We start from the raw sequence: 26,884 nt of genomic DNA on the forward strand, positions 1-26,884 counted from the left end.
ACATACTATTCCGGAAAATGCAGTAAGCAAGGAGGAATGGCATGAAATATAAAACGTATCGTATCTGCCTCCTTTCACTGGTGATTCTTGCAGTGATAGGAGGCATTCTTTATTATGCGAATGAGAATGGTGATAAAAGTGCAAAAGGAGAAGGAACATTTGTAACCAGATTTATAGAAAGGATGCCATTTTCATGAGCAGTCAGCAGACAAGTCTTTATATTAAAATCGAAAAGAATTCCGTGGTCAGAGACCGCAATGTCAGATTGTCGGATGTTGCAAAGATGACCGGAACAGATACCGCAATGATACGCCAGCTAAAGCAGATGAAGATTTATTCCTTTCCACAGAAGGCGAAAAAGACAGAATATGTTCAGGTGATGACTTCATTAAAAATAATTGAAATGATACAGGCACAGTATCCGAATGTAAATATTACCAATGAAGGAGAAGCGGATTTCGTCATAGAATATGAGCCCAAACTACAGCCGGGCAAAGCATCAGAGGTTATCAAAACCAGCATTTTATGTATCCTGATTTTCTTCGGGGCAGCATTTACGATTATGGCATTTAATAATGATATTTCAGTGACAGAGCTTTTCCAGAAACTCTATTATCAGGTGATGGGGAAGGAGTCATCGGGGATTACAGAACTGGAAATCTGCTACAGTATTGGTCTGCCGATTGGTGTTATCATTTTCTTTAATCACTTTGGCAACAGTAAAATAACCAATGATCCGACACCAATCCAGGTGGAGATGCGTAAGTACGAAAAAGATGTAGATGATACTTACATTGCCAACTGCGGACGGGGAGGCAAGACGATTGATGTGGATTAGACATGTTTTCCTAGGACTGGCAGGACTGACCGCCGGCGCTGCGGTGGCTGGAGGAACCTTTGCATTCCTGATCATGCTTAATATCATCCCGCGGATGATTGGTAAATCCAAGACGGCAGGAAGGATTTATCTATATGAAAATATGATCGTGCTGGGTGGAATCGGAGGCAATCTTTTGTCGGTCTTTCTTACAATGAGAATTCCATTGGGACATATTTTCTTAGGAGTATACGGTATCTGTGCCGGTTTCTTTGTGGGCTGTGTAGCAGTTGCACTGGCTGAAATATTAAAGACTTTTCCGGTTATATTCCGGCGGCTTAAGGTAAAGACCGGATTGTGGGTGATTCTTTTATTTATGGCATTTGGAAAAATGGCTGGGGCACTTTTCTATTTCATAAGACAGCTGTCGGATTCCTGAATCACAGGGCAGGCAATTCCTTAAACGATAGGGGAATCTACAGGAGAAGTCTGTAGGACAATATGCGGCTAGGGTTGATGTTTTTCGTGGAATGTTATAAAATGAAAATATAAAAATCCGTAAGGAAGAAGTGAAAAAATGATACAGTCAATTGCACGTCAGAGTGTTGTAATCAAATGTAATCTGCAGGCATCTATCATGATGGGAAACTATGAATTCTATTATGCGGCAGGTCTTGCATACAAACTGACCGGAAATATGGCAACAGAGATTTTACAACCACAGCAGTTAATTGAAGAGGTCAACCGGATGCTGGCAGACTATTTGACAGATGATGTGCGGGAGCAGCATCTGATTCGGATGTTAAAAGATTACGAACCGGATGATAAACTAGATGAACAAATGCGTGAATTATTTCAGGAGGGACAGACAGAACAGCGTTTGTGGCAGGAATAGGAAGCGATGTTATGGGGAAGAAATTTACAATTGGGGTATTGATTGGAAATGTGCATACAGCACATCCGAAGGACCTGATGAGGGGGATTCGGGCAGCAGCAAGCGGGATGGATGTTAATGTGATTTATTTTCTGGGAACGCAGAGTGTGCGTTTCAACCAGAAATTTGCACTGGAGGATTTTGACTATCAGTACAATACAGTCTACGATTATGCAAAATTAGCGAAAGTAGATGTATTGATTATTGCATATGGCTCTCTTTGCATTTTTCAGGAAAATGAAGATAAACAGGCATTTTTGGATAAATTTGCGGGAATACCATATGTACTGTTAGAAGATGCGACGGATGATCCACGGGGTATCTATGTCATGGTGGATAACTATGGTGGTATGCAAAAATGTGTGGAGCATCTTATTATAGAACATCATTTAAAGCATCTGGTTTATCTTGGGGGACCGGAAGACAATCAGGATGCCATAGAGCGGAAAGCAGCATTTTTAAATGTTATGGCAGAACATCATCTGCCAGTGACGCCGGAAATGATGGCGGTGGGAGATTATTCGGAATTCGTGGATAATCTTGTAGAACAGCTGCTAAGGGACAATCCGGATGCCGAAGCAATTATATCAGCTAATGATGAAATGACAGTGGCGTGTTATCGTGTATGCAAAGCCCATGGACTCCGGATAGGAAAAGACATTTTGATTACCGGTTTTGATGATGTGGAGAGGGCGCGTTATAGTAATCCACCATTGACGACTGTCTCCCAGGATGCTTATAAAATGGGGCAGATAGCGGTAGAAAAGGCAGTAGATATCTGTGCAGGCAGACCGGTGGAATCTGTCCGGTTGGATGCAGAACTTATAATCCGGGAATCCTGTGGCTGCAAAGTAACACGAAGAGCGAAAGAAAAGGCAGATGAGAAAACAGAGCTGCTTCATATTATTGATGAATTAAGGCTTTTTCAGCATAAATCGTGGCTTGGCCCATTTCTGATCCGGGACCTGATGCAGGAAGCAGAGAATGAGAAATCTTTCTACCGGAAAAGTGGAGAAGTATTTTATCATCTGGGTATACGCAGTTCCCTGCTTTATCTGTTGGAGCAGCCGGTTACCTACGAAAAGGGACAGAAATGGAAGATGCCCCAAAGGATGTATTTAACTATGCACCAATACAGGGAAAATATTCAGGTATTTGAGAAAAAGGAACGTCCATATATAGATGGAAGCTTTGGTGTACCGGATTGTTGCAGCTCCGGTGAAGATTATTTTTCTTATATCAGCTTTCTATTAATTGATGGAAAGCGGCAGTACGGACTATTGATGCTTGAGATTGAACCGGAAGAGATTTCTTTTTATTATATACTGGCATTGCAGCTTGGAACATCTCTCCGTTTTCTGGAAGCAAATATTAAACAGAAAAAATATCGTGACCGGCTGCGGGAAAAGAATGAAGTATTAAATTTTATTGCAATTTATGATGAACTGACAGGAATCTATAACCGCAGGGGACTGATGGAGAGTCTGGTCCGGTTTAATCAGGACAATTTAGGGAAAAAAGCCTGTCTTATGATAGCTGACCTTGACCATTTAAAGGAAATCAATGATAATTTTGGCCATGCAGAAGGAGACTGCGCAATTCGGACAGCAGCAGGAATTGTAAAAGAAGTCTTTGGACAGTATGGAGATGTGGGAAGATTCGGAGGGGACGAATTTGCAGGCATTGTAAGATATAGCGAGATGGAAGAGAAGGAACAGCTCATTTACAATATTCACCAGAAATGTGAACAGTACAATGAACATTCCATGAAACCGTATTATGTTGGAATTTCAGTTGGAGTAGTAGAATTTGTCTGTGAAAAGAAGATTGATTTTATTGAGATGTTTAAGCATGCTGATGAATATCTGTATGAGGAAAAAAGGAAACGGCGCAAGACAGTCTGCCGTAATGTAAATTTCGAGAATTCGTAATAAGCCGGTGTTGAAAAACAAACGAAAATATGCTAGAATAAAGCAAATCATATGGTAACGTTTCCATGCAAATGAAGACGTAAAGAGCGGGGAGAAAGATATGCTTACAATTGGAAAAACGGGGTAATACGGATGAAGACAAGAAAGCAGTTGGAAGTAAAGAAAGAGAAGCTTAAGAAAGTAAAGCCAAAAAAGGAAAAGTTAAAGAAAGAAAAGGTAAGAAAACCGAAGAAAGAACGGATTAAGAAGGAAAGACCGGCAAAACAGATGGAAAGAAAGCCACAGCCGAAGAAAACAGGCAACAGTAGAAAGGCTGCGAAGGATAAGGGAATGGGGCTTCGTGGCATTCAGGTGAAATTAATCGGGGCATTTATGATTCCGGTTATCCTGTTTGTTATCATTGGTTTTATGATTTATTCAAAGTGCAGTACTACCTTGAATAGTACATACGAGGCTTCTGCAAATACCAGTGTTGGTACATTGGAAGAGTATCTCGGACTTGGTTTTGAGAATATTGAACTGATGGCAACACGTCTTTCTATTAATTCTACAATTACAAGTTATTATACAGGTTCAGAGGTAAAGTCAGAGTCTATGCTGATGGATGCAAAAGTTGCATTGAGCAATGAATCTACTGCAGACAAATTCATCGATCACATTATAGTTTGTGCGAAGAGTGGAACAGCATGCAGTGAAAAGGGTGCAATCCGTGGAGATGTATATAATGCGTTTGTTGAGTCGGAAGAAGGAAAGAATGTAGAGTCTGAGATTGGCATGGGAAGTATGTGGATCAGCAGCCACCCAGCCATTGATGAAGTCACCGGATATGACAGTGATGAGTATGCATTATCTCTTGTTACCGTTCTTAAGAATAATAGCAATAAATCTGTTGGATATATCATCATTGATGTTAAGACAAGCTTTATCCAGGATATATTAGACAATGCACAGATTAGTGATAACAGCATCAAGGGCTTTGTATTAGAGGATGGAAGCCAGGTGTTAAGTGGAGATAGTGATATAAAATTTACAGATACGGACTTTTATCAGGAAGCATTAGCAGGAGAAAATCTGCAGGGTTCTAAAGAAGTGTCTTATGAGGGCGCAGATTATCTGTTTACATACAGCAGGATTGAAGGTACGAATATGCTGGTATGTGCCATGGTTCCGCAGAAAGAGATTATGGCAGGTGCACAGGCGATTCTCAGATATACGTTAATTGCCGTAGCAATATGTGCAGTTATTGCAATCGTGGTAGGTTCCGTTCTTGCAAGCGGAATTTCCAAAGCAATCCGTAAGGTTAACCGTGTCTTAAAGAAGACCTCCGATGGAGATTTGACCGGACAGATCAGCATGAAGCGTAAGGATGAGTTTAATGTGTTGTCATCCAGCATTACCAATATGATTGGCAGTATGAAGGATCTGATTCTCAAGATGACCAATGTCAGTGGTCATGTTTCTGATTCGGCAGTCCAGGTAGGAACCAACTCCGAAGTTTTATTGGAAGTAACAAAGGATATCACGGAAGCAGTGGATTATATCAACAGTGGTATTTCCCAGCAGGCACAGGATACGGAAAGCTGTCTGGAGCAGATGAATGGTCTGGCAGAAAGAATCAATGTTGTACATGAGAATACTGATGAAATCAGCGAAATTGCCCAGGAAGCCCAGGGAGCAATTGAAAATGGTATGGTTATCGTAGCAAACCTTGGTGAAAAAGTTCAGGGTACAACGGAAGTAACAGAGACCATCATCCGGGAAATCAGAGAACTGAACAAAGAATCTATTGCAATTAACAGCATCATCGGAACAATCAATGAGATTGCAGAACAGACTAATCTTTTGTCTTTAAATGCATCAATTGAGGCGGCGAGAGCCGGTGAAGCAGGAAGAGGATTTGCAGTAGTTTCTGAAGAAATCCGTAAACTGGCAGAACAGTCCGGAAATGCGGGTAATCAGATTGGTGAGATTATCAATCATATTCAGGAACGTCTGGCAGCTACCATCGAGACAGCTGGACTTGCAGGCGAGAGCGTTGCATTCCAGACAGAAGCATTGAATAATACCGTTGATGTATTTAAGAATATCAGTCAGCAGGTAAGCAAGCTGGCAGAGGATGTTGAGAAGATTACCCAGAGTGTGGGTGGCATCGAACAGGCAAAAGAAGATACCATGAATGCCATCGAAAGTATTTCAACGACCTCTAACCAGACAGAATCTGCATCTGAAGAACTTGCCCGTAGTACAGAGAAACAGTTACAGGCAGTAGAAGTATTAAATGATGCGGTAAAACGGCTTCAGATGGATGCAGAGGATCTGGATACATCAGTAAGTATCTTCAAGGTACAGTAAGGAATATAATTCGGCAGTCAGGTTTCTGGCTGCCGTTTTTTACTTTACAGGAAATTGCTTTCCTGTAAAGTAAAAAAACGCTCCGCGAGGATGCGCACTGCGGCGTATAAGGTAGATGTCGCAAGCGACCGCCGCAGGCGCGGGAATGTGCCAAGGCACATTCTTTGTTTCACAAAGAATCCGTAAGAAGCTGTTAGTGACAGGTTCTGCAGGGCGAGCTTGATATTATGGCATAGAATACATATAATAAGAGTCAGAGTATTTCAAAAGTTTGAGAAATCTAAGAAGTTGAGATAGAAAAGAGGAGAAATAAATATGCAGACAGGAAAAGCAATTTCAGTTCCGGCAATTCTGAAAGTCGGAAATGGCACGTTAAATCAACTGGGAAGTTATTTAAAGGGAGAAGGCTTAAAGCAGGTAGTCATTTTTCTTGGAAATGGTTTGATTGATATGTTTGGTGAGACTGTAATGGAATCACTGAAAAAAGAAGAAATTACAGTGTTGGAGTATAGCGAACTGGATACCGTTGATATCGATGATATTATAACGCTTGCATTTTCCATGCCGAATAAAACGCAGGCAGTTATTTCAATTGGTGGCGGAAAAGTAATCGATGCTGGAAAATATGCCGCATTTTTAAGAAACATTCCGTTTATCAGCGTTCCGACCTCCAGTTCCAGTGATGGATTTTCCAGTGCCAGTGCATCCCTTTTGGTGCACGGTAAGAGAACTTCGGTTCCGGCAAAACTGGCTTATGGCATTGTGGTGGATACGCAGATTATCCGCACGGCACCAGAGAAATTTATTTATTCCGGTATCGGAGATATGATTTCAAAAATCACAGCATTATATGATTGGATTTATGAGGAAAAATGTGGTTACTCTACGGTAAATGATTTTGCGGTTATGATAGCGAAGAAAGCGGTGAACAGTTTTGTCCGGACTCCATATCAGAGCATCAAAGATGAATTGTTTTTAAAAGAACTGGTGGATTCTCTAGCCATGAGCGGAATTGCCAATGAAATAGCCGGAAGCAGCGCACCGACCAGTGGAAGCGAGCATTTGATTTCCCACGCACTGGACAAATTATTGGAAGTGCCACAGTTACACGGTATTCAGGTCGGTATTGCAACCTATATCATGAGCAAGGTGCACAATCACAGATATGTGCGGGTACAGACCGTATTGGAAGAGACCGGATTTTTTGATTTTGCAGCAACACTTCAGATGAAAAAGAGCGATTTCCTTGCGGCAATTGATTTGGCACCGTCTATTAAGCCATTCCGTCACACTTACCTTCACGAAGAAAAATACCGGGAAGAAGCAAAACGCCTGGTGAGAGAAGATGAAATCTTAAATCGTATATTGGTTGACTGACATTCATAAGGAACTGCCGGGCATCCGTAAGAAGCTGCCGGTGTATGTATAAAAGAAACAATTTTTGCCATACTAAGAGAAAAATATTATATTATTTAGGAAGGTTTTAGCATGGCAAAAAGTGAATCAGAAAAAGATATGCGGCAAAAAAATGAAAATCTGAATAAAACAGTACAGGAGCAGGATGTTGCGGAAAGAAACCAGGCATATAACGAATATGTAAAGCAGGTAACACCAACGCATAATCTTGCCCTGAAAATGTTAAAAGCATTTGTGACCGGCGGAATTATTTGTTGTATTGGCCAGGTGATTTTAAATATTGCACAGAACGCAGGACTGGATAAAGATACTTCCGGCGGCTGGTGCAGTATGATCCTTGTCCTCATGAGCGTAATTCTTACCGGTCTTAATATTTATCCATCAATTGCAAAATTTGGCGGGGCAGGAGCCCTCGTTCCTATTACTGGATTTGCCAATTCAGTGGCAGCTCCTGCTATCGAATTTAAAAAGGAAGGACAGGTCTTTGGGATTGGTTGCAAAATTTTTACCATTGCAGGGCCGGTAATCCTTTATGGAATCTTTACAAGCTGGCTACTTGGGGTCATATACTGGATATATCAGCTGATAGCGAAGTAGATGGGAAGGGTGTGAGCCACAGTTGAAAATCAGATACAGCAGTGAAACAAAGTTGTGTCAGCGACCCCAGCCGTGCCCGGAGGCAGATTGGGCAAAATCATTGTGAAACAAGAGAATTTTGCCCAAAAGGAGAAGATTCTTATAATGAGATAATAGTTTATTATAGATGTCAGTTTCTCCTTTCTCAAAAAGTTCAATGGAAATATTGAAAAATGTTGAAATTAATTGCTGCCATGGATTTATTACAGCATAACCGTAGATAGAAGTAAAGAAAAGAAACATGAAAAATTTCTGAAAAATACATAAAATGCCAGAACCTGGACATGCTAATCACAAAAAGGAGTGATGACATGTCTGAGGTAAAGGGAAAACAGAGTCTTCGCTTTGCGAAGACTCCTTTTATTTTAAATTCGGCATCGGTGGTCGGAAAGAAAGAAGGAGAAGGACCACTGGGAGAGTATTTTGATGTGATTGGAAATGATGACAAATTTGGATGTGAGTCATGGGAGGAAGCAGAAAGTACCTTGCAGAAGGAAGCAGCAACCCTGGCATTGGGAAAAGCAGGGCTTACGCCGGAAGAAATCCGTTATATTTTTGCAGGAGACCTGTTGGGTCAGACTATAGCAACATCCTTTGGACTTCTCGACTTTGAAATTCCGCTGTTTGGTGTGTATGGAGCCTGCTCTACGGCAGGGGAATCCATGTCACTTGGAGCAATGTGCGTGGCGGCAGGATTTGCAGAAAATGTCCTGACGATTACATCCAGTCATTTTGCCAGCGCGGAGAAACAGTTCCGATTTCCGCTGGAATATGGGAATCAGCGTCCCATGTCGGCTACCTGGACGGTTACCGGAAGTGGTGCCTATGTATTGTCCACCCAACGGACTCATGTAAAAATCAGTGGAATCACCACCGGAAAAATTGTGGACTATGGAATTCATGATTCCTTAAATATGGGAGCAGCGATGGCTCCGGCAGCAGCAGATACCATAGCAGCACATTTTACGGATTTTGGAAGCAGGCCGGAAGAATATGACCGTATTATAACAGGGGATTTAGGAACTGTCGGACAGGAAATCCTATTTGATTTGCTAAAGAAAAAGGGCTATGACATCGAGAACAATCATTCAGATTGCGGAATCGAAATTTTTGATGCAAAAGAACAGGATACGGATGCTGGCGGAAGCGGCTGTGGCTGCAGTGCTTCTGTTTTATCTGCCTATTATCTGCCGAAGATTATTTCAGGGGAATGGAAAAAGGTGTTATTTGTGCCAACCGGAGCATTGCTTTCCACAGTAAGTTATAACGAAGGGAAAAATGTACCGGGAATTGCCCATGGAGTAATGCTTGAGTATGTGCCGTAACAAAAGCCTGGTAGATAATAAAAAGTAATAATAGTTTTGATAAGAATGATGGAAGAAAGGAAAAGAACACATGGATTATGTGAATGCATTCTGGGTAGGAGGCCTGATATGTGCCCTCTGCCAGATTTTAATGGAAAAGACGAAAATGCAGCCGGGACGGATTATGGTGCTATTGGTATGTTCCGGAGCTGTTTTGGGAGCAATCGGTGTATATCCGCCTTTCGTGGAATTTGCAGGGGCGGGAGCATCGGTGCCATTGTTAGGCTTTGGTAATACGCTGTTTAAGGGAATTAAGGAAGCAGTTGATACCAATGGATTTATCGGAATCTTCATGGGTGGATTTACGGCAACGGCGGTAGGAATCTCTGCTGCATTGGTATTTGCCTATCTGGCATCCCTGATATTTGAACCAAAGATGAGAAAGTAGAAAATCCACACAGAAGATGCATAGAAAAGGATAGGTTGGAAACAATAAACTTGAAATCAATAAAAAGGAGATATTGAACATGAAGAAATTAAGAAAACTGGTGTTGACCATGATGGTAGTGTGCCTCTTTGGCAGTATGGCAGCCTGTGGTAATAGGAATGGAAATGAGGAAAATACCACGGAAAACGGAGCAGGAAGTAACAATACCACCAATAAGAATGACACAGACAATAAGAATAACACAAATGACAAGAATAATCGTGACAATACCACAAACAATGGAGATAATGGCGACGGTGTGGTAAATGATGTGACAGACGGAGTAGTAGATGGTGCAGAAGATATTGTAGATGGTGTGGATGATGCAGTAGATGATGCCGGAACCGGAATTAAAGATGCTGTGGATGATGCAACAACCGGAACCAATGGAAATGGTAATAATGCAAAAACAGCAAGATAGTTTTGAATAAAGATTTTTAAATGCCAAAAAAAGGATTGAAAACTCAATGAAAAGTTTTCAATCCTGTTTGGTATAATATGAGTACCACGATGGCTCATATAAAATTGTTTCTCTTGGTGAAAAACTTATTTGTCATCAATACTGTAGTTTGGTGCTTCTTTTGTGATATGAATGTCATGTGGATGACTTTCCTTTAAGGAAGCAGCAGTAATCTTAACGAAACGGCCTCTTTCCTGTAATTCTGGAATAGTAGGACATCCGCAGTAACCCATACCGGAACGGATACCACCGATTAACTGGAATACGGTATCTTCAAGGCTTCCCTTGTAAGCCACACGACCTTCAACACCTTCCGGAACAAGCTTCTTAGCACCTTCCTGGAAGTAACGGTCTTTGCTTCCGTTTTCCATAGCTGCAAGAGAACCCATACCACGGTAAACTTTGTATTTTCTTCCCTGATATAATTCGAAAGTTCCAGGAGCTTCGTCACATCCTGCGAACATACTTCCCATCATACATACATTACCGCCGGCAGCTAAAGCCTTGGTCATGTCTCCGGAGTACTTGATACCACCATCGGCGATGATTGGAATACCATATTCTTTTGCAACTGCAAAGGCATCCATGACAGCAGTAATCTGAGGAACACCAATACCTGCAACCACACGGGTAGTACAGATAGAACCAGGTCCGATACCAACCTTAACAGCATCAGCACCAGCTTCAATTAAAGACTTGGTTGCTTCACCGGTTGCTACGTTACCTGCGATAACCTGAAGATCAGGATAAGCAACTTTGATTTTCCTAACTGCATTTAAGATATTTAAGGAATGTCCATGTGCGGAATCTACAACGATTACATCGACATGGGATTTTACCAGTGCATCGATACGGTCCATCATGTTAGCAGTAATACCAACAGCAGCACCACAAAGCAGTCTGCCCTGGTCATCCTTTGCGGATAATGGATATTTAATCTGTTTTTCAATATCTTTGATTGTGATAAGACCTTTTAAGTGAAAATCTTTATCAACAATTGGAAGCTTTTCTTTTCTTGCCTTAGCGAGAATTTTTTTCGCTTCGTCTAATGTGATTCCTTCCGGAGCAGTAATAAGACCTTCGGAAGTCATGCTTTCTTTAATTTTCTTTGTATAATCTGTTTCAAATTTCAAATCACGATTGGTGATGATGCCGACTAATTTTCCGTTTTCTGTAATAGGAACTCCGGAAATGCGGAAGTTGTGCATTAGATCTTCTGCGTCAGCTAATGTATGATCTGGGGATAAGAAAAATGGGTCTGTGATAACTCCATTTTCGGAACGTTTTACCTTGTCCACTTCCTCCGCCTGAGCCTCGATAGACATGTTTTTGTGGATGATTCCGATACCACCCTGTCTTGCCATAGCTATTGCCATGCGATGTTCAGTTACTGTGTCCATTCCAGCACTCATCATTGGAATGTTCAATTTGATTTTCTTAGTCAGGTAAGTGGTAAGATCAATCATATTAGGAGTAACTTCCGAATATGCAGGAACCAGCAAAACATCATCAAATGTAATTCCTTCACCGATAATTTTACCCATTTTCTCGTTTCCTCTCTTTCTTATTAAAAAGTGTGTAATATAATAAAGCCTTTAATTTCTCAATTCTAGCAAAAAAATAATATACTGTCAATTGTTAAAACAACTATTCCATTTTATACAAAAATATGTTATTCTTTTAGACGGACAACGGGGTCAACCAAGGGTGAACGTTGTCCTTTTTTCAAACAGAGGGGGAAAAAGGATGGAATTTCGACCGTGCATAGACATCCATAATGGCAAGGTCAAGCAGATTGTGGGCGGAAGTCTTAAGGATGAAGGAAATCAGGCAAAAGAGAATTTTGTGGCGGAACAGGATGCCGCTTATTTTGCAGAATTTTATAAAAAAGATAAGATTCGTGGCGGACATATCATTCTGCTGAATCCGTCAGACAGTTCTTATTATAAAGAAACGAAACGTCAGGCACTGCTTGCACTTCACACATATCCGGGCGGTATGCAGGTTGGCGGCGGCATTCATGCAGAGAATGCCAAAGAATTTATCGAGGCAGGAGCCAGTCATGTAATTGTGACATCCTATGTATTTAAGGATGGAAAAGTAAATTATAATAATCTGGAAAAAATTCTTGCAGCAGTAGGAAAAGAGCACCTGGTTCTGGATTTGAGCTGCCGGAAAAAAGATGGCGACTACTATATAGTGACAGACCGCTGGCAGAAATTTACCGAAGAGAAAATCACGCCGGAGTTATTAGATAAATTAAAGGAATATGCGGATGAATTTTTAGTACATGCAGTAGATGTAGAGGGAAAAGCATCCGGCATTGAAGTCCCACTGGCAGAAATGTTAGGAGACTGGGGCAGAATTCCAATTACATATGCCGGAGGAGTCGGCAGTTTTGAAGATTTAAAGCAGTTAAAAGAACATGGAAAAGGCAGGCTTAATGTGACGATAGGCAGTGCATTAGACTTGTTTGGCGGCAGAATGGCATATAAAGAGGTTCTGCAGTATATAAATCAAGTATAAGGAAAAGGAGAGCGGCAGTATGAAGTATACAAAACAGGATATTATCCGTATGGCAGATGAAGAAGATGTGGAATTTATCCGGCTTCAGTTTACGGATATGTTTGGAACCTTAAAAAATGTGGCAATTACACGAAGTCAGTTAGAGAAGGCACTGAATAATCAGTGTATGTTTGACGGCTCATCCATAGAAGGCTTTGTCCGGATTGAGGAGTCCGATATGTATCTCTACCCGGATTTAGACACATTTACTATTTTCCCATGGAGACCACAGCAGGGAAAAGTTGCAAGAATTATCTGTGACGTTTATTGTGCAGACGGAACACCTTTCGAAGGAGACCCAAGATACGTATTGCGGAAAGAGATTGCGCGTGCAGCAAAGATGGGCTATACCTTTGAGGTAGGACCAGAGTGTGAATTTTTCTTATTCCATACCGATGACAATGGTCAGCCCACAACCATTTCCCATGAGAAAGCAGGATACTTTGACTTAGGACCGGTAGACTTAGGTGAAAATGCAAGACGTGATATGGTGCTGACCTTAGAGGATATGGGATTTGAAATCGAGGCATCCCATCATGAAGTAGCACCGGCACAGCATGAAATTGATTTCCGTTATGATGAAGCATTGGCAACAGCCGATAAGATTATGACTTTTAAACTGGCAGTTAAGACCATTGCAAAGCGTCATGGCTTATTTGCAAGCTTTATGCCAAAGCCAAAATATGGAATCAACGGTTCCGGCATGCATATTAATATGTCACTTTCCCGGAATGGAAAAAATATATTTGATGACCCATCCGGTGAACTTGGTTTGAGCAAAGAAGCATATTATTTCATTGGCGGAATAATGAAACATATGAAAGGTATGTCCGCTATCACCAACCCACTGATAAATTCTTATAAGAGACTGGTTCCGGGCTATGAAGCACCGATTTACATTGCATGGTCTGCAACGAACCGCAGTCCGCTGATTCGTATTCCGGCATCCAGAGGAGCAGGAACCAGGGTGGAATTAAGATGTCCGGATCCGGCAGCCAATCCATATCTGGCATTGGCAGTATGCCTTGCAGCAGGCTTAGATGGAATTGAAAATAAGATTATGCCGCCGGAAGAGGTAAGAGAAAATGTATTTGAAATGAGACTTTCCAGGAAAGTGGAAAAGGGTATTGAATCACTTCCGGGAGATTTAATGGAAGCAATCGAAGAGTTCGAACACGATGATTATATCAAAGGGGTTTTAGGACCACATATTACAGAGAAATATGCAGAAGCCAAGAAGGCTGAGTGGGCGGACTACAGAGCCCAGGTGACACAGTGGGAGATTGATGAGTATCTGTATAAGATTTAGTTGATGTAAGAAAATGCTACAGGAGATAAGAACTTGATTAATGTTATTGTTGCATTCCCTAAGATAGAAAACGCCAAAAGTATAAAAAATATACTTGTGCGCAGTGGATTTCATGTAGATGCAGCAGTCACAACAGGGGCTCAGGCATTGCAGTATGCGAATTCGTTAGATGGAGGTATATTGGTCTGCAGTCCAAGATTTGTGGACATGATGTATACAGAACTGCATGAATATATTCCTGCTACATTTCAGATGCTTCTCGTTGCTTCGCCGGATATCTGTAATGAGCATGAAGTTGCTGATATTATGTGCCTTTCCATGCCGCTTAAGGTGCACGAACTGATACAGACGGTAGAGACCATGTCTTATACTATTACCAGAATGCGTAAGAAACGGCGTATGGAACCGAAGGTACGGAGCGAAGAGGAAAAACGCATGTTACAGGATGCCAAAGAACTTCTGATGGTACGGAATAACATGAGTGAAGAAGAAGCACACCGGTATATCCAGAAACGGAGTATGGATAATGGAACCGGACTCATCGAGACGGCACAGATGATTTTGAGCCTTATGCATGCATAAGTATGAAAAATATGTTAAGTATAGTAGATTATTTAGAGAGAAGAAAAGGAGATATTATGTATCAGATTAATGAAAACTACCAGAAATTACCAGGAAGCTATTTATTCAGTACCATTGCCAAAAAGGTAAATGCATTTACCCAGGCAAATCCGGATAAGAACATCATCCGTCTTGGAATCGGGGATGTTACCCAGCCAATCGCTCCGGCAATTATTGAGGCTTTACATAAGGCAGTTGATGAGATGGCAGATCCTGCAACCTTCCATGGATATGCACCGGATTTGGGATATGATTTCCTGCGTAATGCTATTGTAAAAAATGATTATCAGGCAAGAGGATGTGCAATCGAAGCAGATGAAATTTTCGTATCCGATGGAGCAAAGAGTGATTCTGGAAATATTCAGGAATTATTCGGACCGGATGTAAGAATTGCTGTATGTGACCCGGTATACCCGGTATATGTGGATTCCAATGTTATGGCTGGAAGAACCGGTACATATAACCCGGATACCCAGATGTGGAGCAATGTAATTTATATGCCATGTACCAGAGAAAATAATTTCGTGCCGGAATTCCCGAAGGAGACACCAGATGTAATTTATCTGTGTCTGCCAAATAACCCGACAGGAACAACCATTACCAAAGCACAGTTACAGGAATGGGTTGATTATGCCAATAAAGAAGGTGCATTGATCATTTATGATGGCGCTTATGAAGCATATATTTCAGAAGCAGATGTGGCACATACGATTTACGAATGTGAAGGCGCACAGACCTGTGCAATCGAGATTAAGAGCTTCTCAAAGAATGCAGGATTTACCGGAGTACGTCTTGGATATACTGTAGTACCAAAGGATTTGAAATGCAATGGCGTATCTTTACATGATATGTGGGCAAGACGTCACGGCACCAAATTCAACGGCGCACCTTATATCGTACAGCGTGCCGGTGAAGCAGTATATTCCGAAGCTGGAAAAGCACAGTTAAAAGAACAGGTTGCATATTACATGAAAAATGCAAGCGTAATTAAGAGCGGTCTGAAAGAAGCAGGCTTCGAAGTATTCGGTGGTGTAAATGCACCATATATCTGGTTAAAGACACCGGAGCAGATGACATCCTGGGATTTCTTTGATTACCTCTTAGAAAATGCCAATGTAGTAGGAACACCGGGATCCGGATTCGGACCAAGCGGAGAAGGATACTTCAGACTGACAGCATTCGGAACATATGAGAATTCAGTTGCAGCATTAGAGAGAATTAAGGCATTATAAGTCAGTGTCATAAGGATATACGAAAATATAGAAGGGACAGCGATTTTAATTGCTGTCCCTTTTTGACATCCGATATAACAGGCAATTGGGAAGAAAAATATATTTATTTAAAAAAGTTTGGATATCGAAGGGCATCTGGATTTTACACTGAAATACCGTAATTCTAAAATATCGGTTTTGCTTTTGACTATTAAAACAGTCTTTCCAATGTTTGACAAAGGCACTGTATTGTTCGTCAACTACGGATGCATGATAAGGTCTGTTAGGGGCACTTAGAATTTCGTCTGTTATCCGGCAACGCTGACACAGGGAAGTGCCAGCGAGGCGCATTTGAACATGGATGTGAATTTGTGCCGGTTGCCGGAACAGATACTATTTATAACGAAATTCTTAGTGCCCCTTGCAGATTTTATGTTGCATCCGTAGTTGACGGACAGTGCAGTGCCCCTGTCAAAGCAACGGAAAGACAGTTTACCATCAAGCAAAACCGATATTTAAGAACTGCTGGTATTCCAGTGCATATTATCCAGATGTCCTTCAATATCCAAATATTAAAAAGAAATTTCTTATTTCTTTCCCAATTGCCTGTTAATACGACAGCACCACAATATTATGCAAATTATGCCACAACCGGCAATAACGGCGGTGCTTCGTCTTCGGATGATGCAGCAGCCCAGCCACATGAAAGTGCATCCAGCAGTTTTATTGTAAAGAATGCACTAAAATACATAGAATCCAATTATAATCAGAAGCTGACCTTGTGTGAAGTAGCAGAGAAAACCTATGTCAGCCAGTGGCATTTGAGTAAATTATTAAACCGTCATACCGGTCAGAGTTTTTCTGATATTTTAAATCATTGTCGAATTGAACATGCCAAGAAGCTGTTAGAGGATCCGTCCCTTCGCATCGGGGATATTTCTGATGCAGTAGGATTCCTGGATCTGGCACATTTTTCCCGTGTATTTAAGAAGCAGGAAGGAATGTCTGCCAATGAATGGCGGAACCAGAAGCTTGGCAGTTAGAATATGAAAAGCTTTGCGAAGAGAGTTGAAGAATCGAAAGAAGAGGATGAAACAGCAGGAAGGCTCACATGATTGAGAGCCTTCCTGTTGGAAAGTACACGCTCAGAGAGAAATCTGCACTATATGGATATAAGGCAGCAAGTGATGTAACCTTTGAAGTAAAGGAGACAGCAGAAATCCAGAAGGTATCCATCACTTGGAAATACGCTCACATCTTTTTTCTAGATATTTTGATTTATACCTTACAACAACTGCCATTCCGCCACAGGCAGCTGCCAGCAATACTATCCAAACCAATGGATTGCTGTCATCCCCTGTCTTTGGTGCGTTTGTAGCAGTCGTACTTTCCGTTGTAGCTGTAGCCGTGGCCGTGACCGTGACCGTGGCTGCTTCTGAGCTACTCTTTCCGCTTTCAGTAGTTGCCTCTGTGGTCGTACCGCCTGTTGCCCGTTTAATCTCAAAATCCGCACTGCATTCGCCGTCTGTATAAATGACTGTTATCTTATGGGTACCGACAGATAAGTCTTTTAAGTAACTGCTCTTTAATGTAATGATTGTGGAACCGGACTGTGCTGTGTAATTATCAGCCGAAACCAGAGTACCGTCAACCTTTACTCCTGTAAACTTGCTGATTTCTCCGTTTACACGGAATCTTAATGTACCGTTGCCGCCCTGCGACCATGAAACATTTTCTCCCTCCAGGAACTTATAGGTACTTTGTGCTACTGTCGGCTGCATGGTCTTAAGTTCCATAGCATATAAGGAATCACATCCCTCATCGACTGTTATTTTGGATGCATCAACTGTTTCCCCATTTAAGGTCATAGTCAGTCCCGTATCTACATCTGCAAAGAAGTTTCCATCGACCGCCTCCAGATTAATGCAGTACGTATAGTTTTTGCCTTCTTCAAAGGTGGTTATCTTTTGGTCGTCTGCCAGTTTTGCATTTTTTGTTGCATCCGAATACCAGAATTTTACCGGTACCACAGTGCCGTCGCTCTGTTTTTCCATTTCCGCCCAGTATTCATATACAATCTTGTACTTGGTGGCATTTTCACCACTTAAGGCTGCGGTTGCTTTTGGTGCATCTCCTGCATGGTAGGTAAGTGTCGCATTCGTAACGTCAATCGTCTTAATGTCCTCCGGCACTTGTCTGCTCGGTAACGTCATGCTCTTAATATTTGTAGCATAAACAGTCCAATAATCGCCTGATATTGGTTGGGTATTGGTGACCGGAAAGGATTCTCCGTTAATAATTACTGGCATCTTTTCTGTAAAGCTGTCAACTGTCATCATAGAAAGTATAATTCTTACAGAATAATAATAGGTCTTTCCTGCTTCAAAGGTTTTTAACAACTGACTTTCATCCTGCGGATTATCATATTTATTTGAAGAACACCACTTCACCTTATTCCCGTTTTCATCCAACTCACTCCATTGCTCAGAGTCGATAAGATATTTGCCTTCTTCTCCGGCAGCAACCTGTGCCGTAAATACCGGAGCATCTCCGTCATTAAACTGTAACGTTGCTCCGGTAATCTCCGCACGGTCAAACACCCGCGAGCCAACCTTATATTCCATATACATCACCTGACTCGTATCTCCAAGATTAAAGTCGCTGTTTTCATCAGGAAAATATTCTGTCGCATTACCGCCGAGCATATTGGGACTGGTAAGAATAGATGCTGTTGAACCGTTATAAAAAAATTTTCCTTTTCCTTGCTTCAGAGTTTTCGTACTACTTCGCAAGATCACAGAAAAATCCGTATGCTCACAACCCGGATTAAACCAAATTAATCCTGACGAATACAAGGCACATGCCTCCGGAAAATAAGTCCCTATGGAAGCACGATTGTTGTCCCCTGTAATGGTAAGCTTAGCTGCTGTATCAAACGGTGTAATACGAATCTGGTTTACATATACTCCATATCTGGCACCGGTAATGCTGCAGTCTCCGTTAATCCGTAGCTCCAAGAAGGTATTTGGACAGTAAATACCTGAATTAAAACAATCTTCCGATTCACCTCCACTATTGCTGTAAATCTTTACATTTCGCAGGTTCACAACGATTGCCGATGCAGGGTCATGTTTCGTCTCTGCATTTATCACCACGTTTGCCTCTGCCTCGGAACATGCCTTAATTTCGCCGGTCCCCTCATTATACTTCCAATACGATGCTTCATTTGTCTTAACCGTTAATTCATTTCCCCCGATATATATAGTCTGGGTCGTATCATCTGCAAATACGGTAGCCGGTACCATTGCAAATATCATACTAAATGCAAGCACAAAGCTTACAAGTCGTCCGATACTATGTTTTCTATGTATCGTTTTCATTTGAAACACCTCCTGTTTTTTGTCCTCATTTACATGAGACGAAATATAGTCATTATTTATTATAACATATAGTTTCCTGTATTTGCTATAATAAATAATGAAAGCACCTGGATCCTGTGTTAGGATTAATCTGGATTTTTGATTCAGTGGGGACCTCCAGGATGCGGAAGCGTTTTTTACTTTACAGGAAAGCAATTTCCTGTAAAGTAAAAAGAAAGGACATCCAATCGGATGTCCTTTCTTAAAAGTAGAGCGATAGACGGGGCTCGAACCCGCGGTCTCGACCTTGGCAAGGTCGCGCGTTACCAACTACGCCACTATCGCATTTGTGTTGAACACAAAATTTACTATACTATAAGAAAAAGGGTTTGTCAAGTGTAATATTAGAAAAGTTTTCACATAAAATACAATAAGCAAGAAAGCAGGAGGACTCCCTTGAGTGCAAAGACAAAGATTGTAGTGCTTCATATGAAGGAACTGATTTACACAGGAATTTTTGCGGTACTTGGAATATTACTGGTATTATTGTTGGTCTATATGTTTTCTCCGGATAAAGATGAGGAGAGCCGGGAGACCATGAAATATGTGGCAGGGGTATATACGTCTTCCATCATATTTAATGATAAAACCGTGGATGTGGAGGTTGTGGTGGATGAGAATAAAATCAATTCCATTTCGCTGGTAAATCTCGATGAAACTGTAACCGCAATGTATCCGTTGATGCAGCCGGCGCTGGATAATTTGAAAGAACAGATATATGAAAATCAGTCAACGGATAATCTCAGCTATTCCGATGATAACCAGTATACGTCCATGGTGCTGATTCACGCCATTGATGATGCCCTGGAAAAAGCAGCGGCTGCCCCGGAGACAGAGGCGGAGTAACAGTATAAAATGATACGACAGAAATAGCAAAAGGAAAACAAGAAAAAGGCTTGTCAGTGCCGGGACCAAAAAGCTATAATAATGGAATGGAGAATACAATACAATATGAACTGACACCAAAAAAAGTAAAGAATATTATCATCCGGGTAAAAGCCAATGGCGTAGTAGCAGTAACGATGCCCTATCGCATGAGCAAAAAGAAAGTGGATGCATTTGTGCAGAGCAAGGCGGAGTGGATCCGCATGATGCAAAAGAAGCTTGCAAATCAGCAGAGGATAGATGTGGATGCACTGGAGTGGAACCGGCAGAAAGAGCAGTATTTAAGAGATATACTGCTGCAGGAGTATGAACTGTTTCGGGCTTATCATATTTCTATGCCAACGGTCAGATTCCGCAGCATGACCAGCCGCTATGGGAGCTGCTGCAAGGCAAAGGCATCCATTACTTTGAATAAAGTACTGGCAGACCTTCCGTTAGAATGCGCAGAATATGTTGCTGCTCATGAACTGGCACACCTGGTAGAAGCAAATCACAGCAGACGATTTTATCAGGTGCTGGATACTGTGATGTCAGATCATAGAATACGAGAAAAGAGGTTGAGAGAATATGCGTTATTCCATGGAAAACGCGAGCATGAAGGTGGAAGTTGAGTCCCTTGGGGCAGAACTGAAATCTGTGCTTGGAAAGAAAAGTAACATTGAGTATATGTGGTGCAGCAATCCGGAGTATTACAAACGGAGTGCACCAAATCTGTTTCCGATTGTTGGAAGCTTAAAAGACGGAGTCTATCATTATCAGGGAAAGACTTACAAGATGGGACAGCACGGTTATGTCCGTGATGTAGAGTGGAAGGTGGAGAAAAAAGATGAAAATACACTCGTTTTTACCCATCAGTCCGATGATACAACAAAAGAAAAATATCCCTTCGATTATGAGATGGAATTAATCTATCATATGAATGGCAACAGACTGGAAATCACATGGAACATTAAGAATACCGGTAAGGAAAAAATGTATTTTTCCTGTGGATTCCATCCATGCTTCTCCTGCCCGGTACATGGCGAAGCGGACAAGAGCGGTTATGGCTATGACATGCATATGAATGGAAATGCCATCTGTCGTGATTTTGACGTAGAATCCGGACTGGCATTAAACAGCGAAAGTGAGCTTAAGTTAGAAAATGGATTTGCAGCATTTACGAAGGATTTCTTTGACAATGGTGCTTATGTGATAGAGAATAACCAGACTCATGAAGTATCTTTGCGTGATCCGGAAGGAAAGAATTACTTAAATGTGTATTTCCCGGAAGCTCCGTTATTTGGACTCTGGTCAGCAGAGAAGAAGAATGCACCATATGCAGCCATTGAACCTTGGTTTGGAAGATGCGATAAAGAGGATTTTAACGGAAGTTTGGAAGAAAGGGAATGGGGACATGCGTTAGCACAGGGTGCATGCTTTCAGGCAGCATACACCATAGAAATTGCAGGAGAAGATTAATTTTCATGCATTTTCTTATCTTCCGCTAAGAGTTCTTCATGAAGTGCAATGGAATCCCAGTTGATATTGTGCTCCGTGAGAACGGCTTTCAGACCGATTCTGGTAAGATGAAGCTTTTTAAATTCCACCAGGAAACGGTCTAAAAGAGCATTATCAAAGCCTTTGAATACCAGCATTTCGTCGGTGAAACCATCGCCGGTATAGGCCTCTTCTTTCAAAGGGAAGCCATCAATCCCTGCGAGGGCACCTAAAGTCTGATTATATTGTTCTTTGGTGATAATACGGATTTTTATTTTTAACCGGAGGCAGAGCATTTTTAATGTTCTGCCTTTGCTGTTTTCTAAATTGTAAAATAATAAAACTGGATGCATAAGGGAAAACTCCTTTCTTAAAGAGGTAGAAAAAATCTGCCATTCAGCCATAAAGTATAAGGTTTCCGGGGGAAAATGGCAAGTATAAAAGATTGCATTTTTATATATTTTTTATTATAATGAAAAATCATAGTTAAAAGTGGGATAAAACGCAAAAAAGTTGGTGTGAATTATGGCAGATATTACAACAGAAGAATTAGAAGAATTAGAAAATGAAGTGGTGTCTAAGGATGACAACATAAAGACCATGCAGGAATTCGTCAGTCCGGAGAGCCTGTATCAGGAGCTGATTGCCAGTGTGAAGAAATATCACCCATCGACAGATATTTCTTTGATTGAAAAGGCATATAAGACAGCGGATACGGCACATAAGGGACAGGTACGAAAATCCGGTGAAGCATATATCATTCATCCGTTGTGTGTGGCAATTATTTTAGCGGAGCTGGAGCTGGATAAAGAGACTATCGTAGCCGGACTGCTTCATGATGTCGTAGAGGATACCGTCATGACAGTAGAGGAAATTGCTTCCGAGTTCTCAGAAGAGATTGCCCTTTTGGTGGATGGCGTTACAAAGCTGGGCCAGTTATCTTATGATGCGGATAAAGTCGAGGTTCAGGCAGAGAACTTAAGAAAAATGTTCCTTGCCATGGCAAAGGATATTCGTGTTATCTTAATCAAGCTGGCAGACCGGCTGCACAATATGCGTACGTTAAAATATATGACACCAGAGAAGCAGAAGGAAAAAGCAAGAGAGACCATGGATATCTATGCGCCGATTGCACAGCGTCTTGGTATTTCTAAAATTAAAATCGAATTAGATGACCTTTCCTTAAAGTATCTGGAGCCGGAAGCATATTATGATCTGGTAGAAAAGGTTGCACTTCGTAAGAGTGTCCGTGATGATTATGTGCAGAGCCTTGTAAAAGAAGTGAGTAAACATATTGAAAATGCAGGAATCAAGGCACAGATTGATGGAAGAGCAAAGCATTTCTTTTCCATTTATAAGAAAATGGTCAATCAGCATAAGACCTTAGACCAGATTTATGATTTATTTGCCATAAGAATTATTGTGGATAATGTCAAGGACTGCTATGCAGCACTGGGTGTCATCCATGAGATGTATAAACCAATCCCGGGACGTTTTAAAGATTATATCGCTATGCCAAAGCCAAATATGTATCAGTCCCTCCACACCACACTGATTGGACCGACCGGACAGCCGTTTGAGATTCAGATTCGTACCTTTGAGATGCATCGTACCGCAGAATATGGTATCGCTGCCCACTGGAAATATAAGGAAGCTGCCAATAACGGCGGCACAGTGGCTACCACCAAATCAGAGGAAGAGAAGTTAAGCTGGCTGCGCCAGATTTTGGAATGGCAGAAAGACATGTCAGATAATAAAGAGTTCATGAGCCTGTTAAAGAGTGATTTGAACCTCTTTTCCGATACGGTATTCTGCTTTACTCCGTCCGGAGATGTAAAGAATCTGCCAACGGGTTCCACACCGGTAGATTTTGCGTACAGTATCCACTCGGCAGTTGGAAATAAGATGATTGGAGCCAAGGTAAATGGTAAATTAGTTCCAATTGATTACGAGATTCAGAACGGTGACCGTATTGAGATTATCACGTCCCAGAATTCCAAGGGACCGAGCCGTGACTGGTTAAATATTGTTAAGAGTACACAGGCAAAAAATAAGATTAACCAGTGGTTCCGGAGTGAGTTAAAAGAAGAAAATATCGTAAAGGGCAAGGAACTGATTGCCCAGTATTGTAAGGCAAAATCCATTAATCTTACGGATATTAACAAACCGGAATATCAGAGTAAGGTTATGCGGAAATATGGATTCCATGACTGGGATTCCGCACTGGCAACCTTAGGACACGGCGGACTGAAAGAAGGTCAGGTCGTGAATAAGATGCTGGAGGAGTACCGGAAAGACCACCCAATCCAGCTTACCGATGAGGATGTATTGAACAATGTGCCTTCCGAGAATAAGGATAAGGCAGTTCCACAGAAATCCAAGAGTGGTATCATTGTAAAAGGACTTTATGATGTGGCAGTGCATTTTTCCAAATGCTGCAGCCCGGTGCCGGGAGATGAAATTGTAGGATTTGTCACAAGAGGCCGTGGTGTATCTATTCATCGTACCGATTGCATTAATATCATGAACCTTTCCGAGCTGGAAAAAGTGCGTCTGATTGATGCAGAGTGGCAGCAGGGTGCAGAGCATGGTGACAATGGACTTTATCTTGCTGAGATTAAAATATTTGGTAATAACCGTACCGGACTTTTAGTAGATATTACCAGAATTTTCACCGAACGGGAAATTGATATCAGTTCCATTAATTCCAAGACCAGCAAACAGGGTGTTGCGACCATTTCTATTTCCTTTAATACCAAAGGCAAAGAGGAATTGAGCAGCTTAATAGAAAAAATCCGTCAGGTAGAGAGCGTGATTGATATTGAACGTACTACCGGCTGATAGAGCATTAGCAAAATAAATTGCTGATTTATGAAAAAAAGTCAAAGTCAGTTATTATTATAGAAGAGGAAAATTATGACAGAACAGACAGAAGTATTACGATATATTGTGGGACCAGTCTGCACCAACTGCTATCTTCTGGTAAATCATAAGACAGGAGAACTTCTTGTGGTAGACCCGGGAGACCAGGCACAGTTGATTGAAAAGCAGATTGAGAAAACCGGAGCAAAACCGGTGGCAATCCTTCTGACCCATGGACATTTTGACCATGCAGGAGCAGCAGAAGAGCTTGCAGATAAATACCAGATTTCCATTTATGCCCATGAGGCAGAGAGGGAGACCTTGGAAGACCCGGGACTTAACCTTTGCGGGATGATAGGAGAGCATAAGGTCTATCGTGCAGATGTTTTCGTAAAAGACGAAGAAGTATTAAATCTTGCAGGATTTTCCATCCGTGTATTTTTTACACCGGGGCATACCATTGGCGGATGCTGCTATTATATTGCAGATGAGAAGATTCTTTTCAGCGGAGATACGCTGTTTCAGGAATCTGTGGGAAGAACCGATTTCCCAAGAGGAAGTGCATCGGATTTAATCCGGGCAATCAGAGAAAAACTGATGCCGCTGCCGGATGATGTGACCGTGTATACCGGACATGACGAAAGCACTTTAATAGGCTATGAGCGGATGCATAATCCGTATTTATAAGGACGAACCATGATAACAGTATTATTAGATAAAGCAGAATTTGAATATGATATCCATTCGCTGGTAAAGGCATTTTATCCGAAGGAAGAGGTATATGTTTCCACGAAGGATAAGGAGAAAAAAGAAGAGCCGGTACATTATCACATGGATGTACAGTTTGCACCGGAAGAAATCATTTTTTCCTGGAAAAAGGTAGAGCCTTCAGAAGAAAATGAAAATCAGACCGGAATTACAAAACGAGTAGCAGTAGATGATACAAACCGCAAGGAGACAAAGAACAGCCTGAAACGGACGCTGTATCAGCTGCTGTCAGAATATACCGGAGTGGAACTTCCGTGGGGAAATCTTACCGGTATCCGCCCGACCAAGATTCCGATGGCACTTTTAGAAGAGGGTAAGAGCGAGGAAGAAATTGCCCGCTATATGAAGGAAACGTATTTTACCTCCGATGAGAAGATAAAGCTCAGTATTGAAATTGCAGAGCGGGAGTTGGAACTTTTACACAAATTAGACTACGAAGAAGGCTACAGCCTTTATATTGGAATTCCATTCTGTCCGACCACATGTCTTTACTGTTCTTTTACGTCCTATTCCCTGGCAGCCTGGAAGAATCGTATGGATGAATATCTGGATGCACTGGAAAAGGAACTGGATTATACAGCGGTCAAATTTGCACATAAGAAATTAAACAGCATTTATATCGGTGGTGGAACACCGACCACATTAAATCCGAAACAGTTAGACAGATTGATTCGAAAAATTAAATGTAGTTTTGATTTATCTGATTTAGTGGAATTTACAGTGGAAGCCGGAAGACCGGACAGTATTACAAAAGAGAAGCTTATGGTGCTTCGCAATCATGATATCAGCAGAATTTCCATTAATCCACAGACCATGAAACAGGAGACACTGGATCTGATTGGACGGCATCATACCGTGCAGCAGACAATAGACAGCTTTTATCTGGCAAGAGAACTTGGATTTGATAATATCAATATGGATTTAATCGTAGGACTTCCGGGAGAGAGTCTTTCAGATGTGGCAGATACCATGGAAGTCATCCGGAAGCTTGCGCCGGATAATCTGACGGTTCACTCCCTTGCTATCAAGCGTGCAGCAAGACTGAATATACAAAGAGAGCGTTATCAGGATTTTGAGATTGTCAATACTGCAGACCATATTGCACTGACAGCCAAAGTAGCAGAAGAAATGGGGCTTTTCCCATATTATTTATACCGCCAGAAGAATATGGCAGGCAATTTTGAAAACGTAGGCTATGCAGCACCGGGAAAAGCCGGTGTATACAATGTTCTTATTATGGAAGAGAAACAGAGTATTGTAGCTTGTGGTGCTGGTGCATCCACGAAGCGTGTCTGGGTACAGCCAAATCCCGATGGCACACACCGGATTGAACGTGCCGAGAATGTCAAGGATGTGGCACAGTATATCGCAAGAATTGATGAGATGATAGAGCGCAAGAGCAGGCTCTTTACGAAGGAATAAAAGCGGTTG

25 protein-coding genes, 1 tRNA gene and 1 pseudogene are annotated in these 26,884 nt (G+C 41.6%); 23 read left to right on the top strand and 4 right to left on the bottom strand.

The features are described 5' to 3' along the window. Window positions 1-41 precede the first annotated feature (41 nt). The 11 genes from DWV68_RS14410 to DWV68_RS08280 all read left to right on the top strand — a co-directional run bounded on the left by DWV68_RS14410 (window position 42) and on the right by DWV68_RS08280 (window position 10,298). Window positions 42-197, top strand: coding sequence for a hypothetical protein (locus tag DWV68_RS14410; protein WP_156454679.1), 156 nt, complete (start codon window positions 42-44; stop codon window positions 195-197). After that, window positions 194-838: a stage V sporulation protein AA gene (locus tag DWV68_RS08235; protein ID WP_117698958.1), complete on the top strand. Its 645-nt coding sequence runs from the start codon at window positions 194-196 to the stop codon at window positions 836-838. The genes DWV68_RS14410 and DWV68_RS08235 overlap by 4 nt, the downstream gene beginning before the upstream one ends. Next, window positions 828-1,256, top strand: a complete 429-nt coding sequence (locus DWV68_RS08240) for a stage V sporulation protein AB (protein ID WP_118177149.1) — start codon at window positions 828-830, stop codon at window positions 1,254-1,256. The genes DWV68_RS08235 and DWV68_RS08240 overlap by 11 nt, the downstream gene beginning before the upstream one ends. 138 nt (window positions 1,257-1,394) lie before the next feature. Beyond that, complete coding sequence (locus DWV68_RS08245) at window positions 1,395-1,712, top strand: DUF3837 domain-containing protein (protein ID WP_117698956.1); 318 nt, start codon at window positions 1,395-1,397, stop codon at window positions 1,710-1,712. 11 nt (window positions 1,713-1,723) lie between these two features. After that, a complete protein-coding gene (locus tag DWV68_RS08250; protein ID WP_117698955.1) occupies window positions 1,724-3,682 on the top strand; it encodes a GGDEF domain-containing protein in 1,959 nt (652 codons plus the stop codon). A 132-nt stretch (window positions 3,683-3,814) separates the two neighbouring features. Beyond that, window positions 3,815-6,034: a methyl-accepting chemotaxis protein gene (locus tag DWV68_RS08255; RefSeq protein ID WP_118541619.1), complete on the top strand. Its 2,220-nt coding sequence runs from the start codon at window positions 3,815-3,817 to the stop codon at window positions 6,032-6,034. A 315-nt stretch (window positions 6,035-6,349) separates the two neighbouring features. Further along, window positions 6,350-7,411, top strand: a complete 1,062-nt coding sequence (locus DWV68_RS08260) for an iron-containing alcohol dehydrogenase family protein (protein WP_117841808.1) — start codon at window positions 6,350-6,352, stop codon at window positions 7,409-7,411. A gap of 111 nt (window positions 7,412-7,522) precedes the next feature. After that, window positions 7,523-8,047, top strand: a complete 525-nt coding sequence (locus DWV68_RS08265) for a SpoVA/SpoVAEb family sporulation membrane protein (protein ID WP_022244352.1) — start codon at window positions 7,523-7,525, stop codon at window positions 8,045-8,047. A gap of 350 nt (window positions 8,048-8,397) precedes the next feature. Then, complete coding sequence (gene spoVAD / locus DWV68_RS08270) at window positions 8,398-9,411, top strand: stage V sporulation protein AD (protein ID WP_118665477.1); 1,014 nt, start codon at window positions 8,398-8,400, stop codon at window positions 9,409-9,411. 70 nt (window positions 9,412-9,481) lie between these two features. After that, window positions 9,482-9,838 carry a stage V sporulation protein AE gene (spoVAE, locus tag DWV68_RS08275; protein ID WP_117947683.1) on the top strand — a complete coding sequence of 119 codons (357 nt, stop codon included), beginning with the start codon at window positions 9,482-9,484 and terminating at the stop codon, window positions 9,836-9,838. A gap of 79 nt (window positions 9,839-9,917) precedes the next feature. Continuing rightward, window positions 9,918-10,298, top strand: coding sequence for a hypothetical protein (locus tag DWV68_RS08280; protein ID WP_197420834.1), 381 nt, complete (start codon window positions 9,918-9,920; stop codon window positions 10,296-10,298). A gap of 125 nt (window positions 10,299-10,423) precedes the next feature. Here the strand turns inward: DWV68_RS08280 and guaB are convergent, their stop codons facing one another. After that, window positions 10,424-11,881 carry an IMP dehydrogenase gene (guaB, locus tag DWV68_RS08285; RefSeq protein WP_118665479.1) on the bottom strand — a complete coding sequence of 486 codons (1,458 nt, stop codon included), beginning with the start codon at window positions 11,879-11,881 and terminating at the stop codon, window positions 10,424-10,426. A gap of 202 nt (window positions 11,882-12,083) precedes the next feature. Here guaB and hisA point away from each other — a divergent pair, with 202 nt between their 5' ends. The 6 genes and pseudogenes from hisA to DWV68_RS15080 form a co-directional block, all read left to right on the top strand. Further along, window positions 12,084-12,863 carry a phosphoribosylformimino-5-aminoimidazole carboxamide ribotide isomerase gene (gene hisA / locus DWV68_RS08290; RefSeq protein WP_022244358.1) on the top strand — a complete coding sequence of 260 codons (780 nt, stop codon included), beginning with the start codon at window positions 12,084-12,086 and terminating at the stop codon, window positions 12,861-12,863. 19 nt (window positions 12,864-12,882) lie between these two features. Further along, window positions 12,883-14,211: a type I glutamate--ammonia ligase gene (glnA, locus tag DWV68_RS08295; protein WP_118665482.1), complete on the top strand. Its 1,329-nt coding sequence runs from the start codon at window positions 12,883-12,885 to the stop codon at window positions 14,209-14,211. Window positions 14,212-14,244: 33 nt separating this feature from the next. Beyond that, a complete protein-coding gene (locus tag DWV68_RS08300) occupies window positions 14,245-14,793 on the top strand; it encodes an ANTAR domain-containing response regulator (RefSeq protein WP_117698948.1) in 549 nt (182 codons plus the stop codon). A 56-nt stretch (window positions 14,794-14,849) separates the two neighbouring features. Further along, entirely contained in the window at window positions 14,850-16,064 is a 1,215-nt protein-coding gene (locus tag DWV68_RS08305) for an LL-diaminopimelate aminotransferase (RefSeq protein ID WP_117841815.1), read from the top strand. A 350-nt stretch (window positions 16,065-16,414) separates the two neighbouring features. Continuing rightward, entirely contained in the window at window positions 16,415-17,086 is a 672-nt protein-coding gene (locus DWV68_RS14725) for a helix-turn-helix transcriptional regulator (RefSeq protein WP_243089499.1), read from the top strand. 68 nt (window positions 17,087-17,154) lie between these two features. Further along, window positions 17,155-17,223 (top strand): annotated as a pseudogene (locus tag DWV68_RS15080) (hypothetical protein); the annotation flags it as partial. 55 nt (window positions 17,224-17,278) lie between these two features. On the opposite strand, the gene DWV68_RS08315 reads toward DWV68_RS15080, so the two are convergent. Both DWV68_RS08315 and DWV68_RS08320 read right to left on the bottom strand, forming a co-directional pair. Then, a complete protein-coding gene (locus DWV68_RS08315) occupies window positions 17,279-19,423 on the bottom strand; it encodes a hypothetical protein (RefSeq protein ID WP_118087679.1) in 2,145 nt (714 codons plus the stop codon). A gap of 251 nt (window positions 19,424-19,674) precedes the next feature. Then, window positions 19,675-19,747 (bottom strand) — tRNA-Gly (locus DWV68_RS08320). 111 nt (window positions 19,748-19,858) lie between these two features. Here DWV68_RS08320 and DWV68_RS08325 point away from each other — a divergent pair. The 3 genes from DWV68_RS08325 to DWV68_RS08335 are packed head-to-tail and all read left to right on the top strand — an operon-like array spanning window position 19,859 to window position 21,805. After that, the gene (locus DWV68_RS08325; RefSeq protein ID WP_022244363.1) at window positions 19,859-20,308 is read left to right on the top strand and encodes a hypothetical protein; all 450 of its coding nucleotides are present in this window, start codon (window positions 19,859-19,861) and stop codon (window positions 20,306-20,308) included. A 56-nt stretch (window positions 20,309-20,364) separates the two neighbouring features. Next, the gene (locus DWV68_RS08330; RefSeq protein WP_118087678.1) at window positions 20,365-20,958 is read left to right on the top strand and encodes a M48 family metallopeptidase; all 594 of its coding nucleotides are present in this window, start codon (window positions 20,365-20,367) and stop codon (window positions 20,956-20,958) included. After that, on the top strand, window positions 20,942-21,805 hold the full coding sequence (locus DWV68_RS08335; protein WP_197420835.1) for an aldose 1-epimerase family protein: 864 nt from the start codon (window positions 20,942-20,944) through the stop codon (window positions 21,803-21,805). The genes DWV68_RS08330 and DWV68_RS08335 overlap by 17 nt, the downstream gene beginning before the upstream one ends. Here the strand turns inward: DWV68_RS08335 and DWV68_RS08340 are convergent. Continuing rightward, a complete protein-coding gene (locus DWV68_RS08340; RefSeq protein WP_197420836.1) occupies window positions 21,802-22,176 on the bottom strand; it encodes a DUF3783 domain-containing protein in 375 nt (124 codons plus the stop codon). The two genes, DWV68_RS08335 and DWV68_RS08340, sit on opposite strands and share 4 nt — an antisense overlap. Window positions 22,177-22,348: 172 nt before the next feature. Between DWV68_RS08340 and DWV68_RS08345 the strand changes: the two genes are divergently transcribed. The 3 genes from DWV68_RS08345 to hemZ all read left to right on the top strand — a co-directional run bounded on the left by DWV68_RS08345 (window position 22,349) and on the right by hemZ (window position 26,875). Beyond that, the gene (locus tag DWV68_RS08345) at window positions 22,349-24,664 is read left to right on the top strand and encodes a RelA/SpoT family protein (protein ID WP_118639174.1); all 2,316 of its coding nucleotides are present in this window, start codon (window positions 22,349-22,351) and stop codon (window positions 24,662-24,664) included. A gap of 75 nt (window positions 24,665-24,739) precedes the next feature. Then, complete coding sequence (locus DWV68_RS08350; RefSeq protein WP_118087965.1) at window positions 24,740-25,372, top strand: MBL fold metallo-hydrolase; 633 nt, start codon at window positions 24,740-24,742, stop codon at window positions 25,370-25,372. 9 nt (window positions 25,373-25,381) lie between these two features. Beyond that, window positions 25,382-26,875 carry a coproporphyrinogen dehydrogenase HemZ gene (gene hemZ / locus DWV68_RS08355; RefSeq protein ID WP_118665488.1) on the top strand — a complete coding sequence of 498 codons (1,494 nt, stop codon included), beginning with the start codon at window positions 25,382-25,384 and terminating at the stop codon, window positions 26,873-26,875. The last annotated feature ends 9 nt before the right edge of the window (window positions 26,876-26,884 follow it).

Origin of the sequence: Roseburia sp. AF12-17LB (assembly GCF_003479605.1) — a bacterium.
Classification (GTDB): Bacteria; Bacillota; Clostridia; order Lachnospirales; family Lachnospiraceae; genus Roseburia_C; species Roseburia_C amylophila.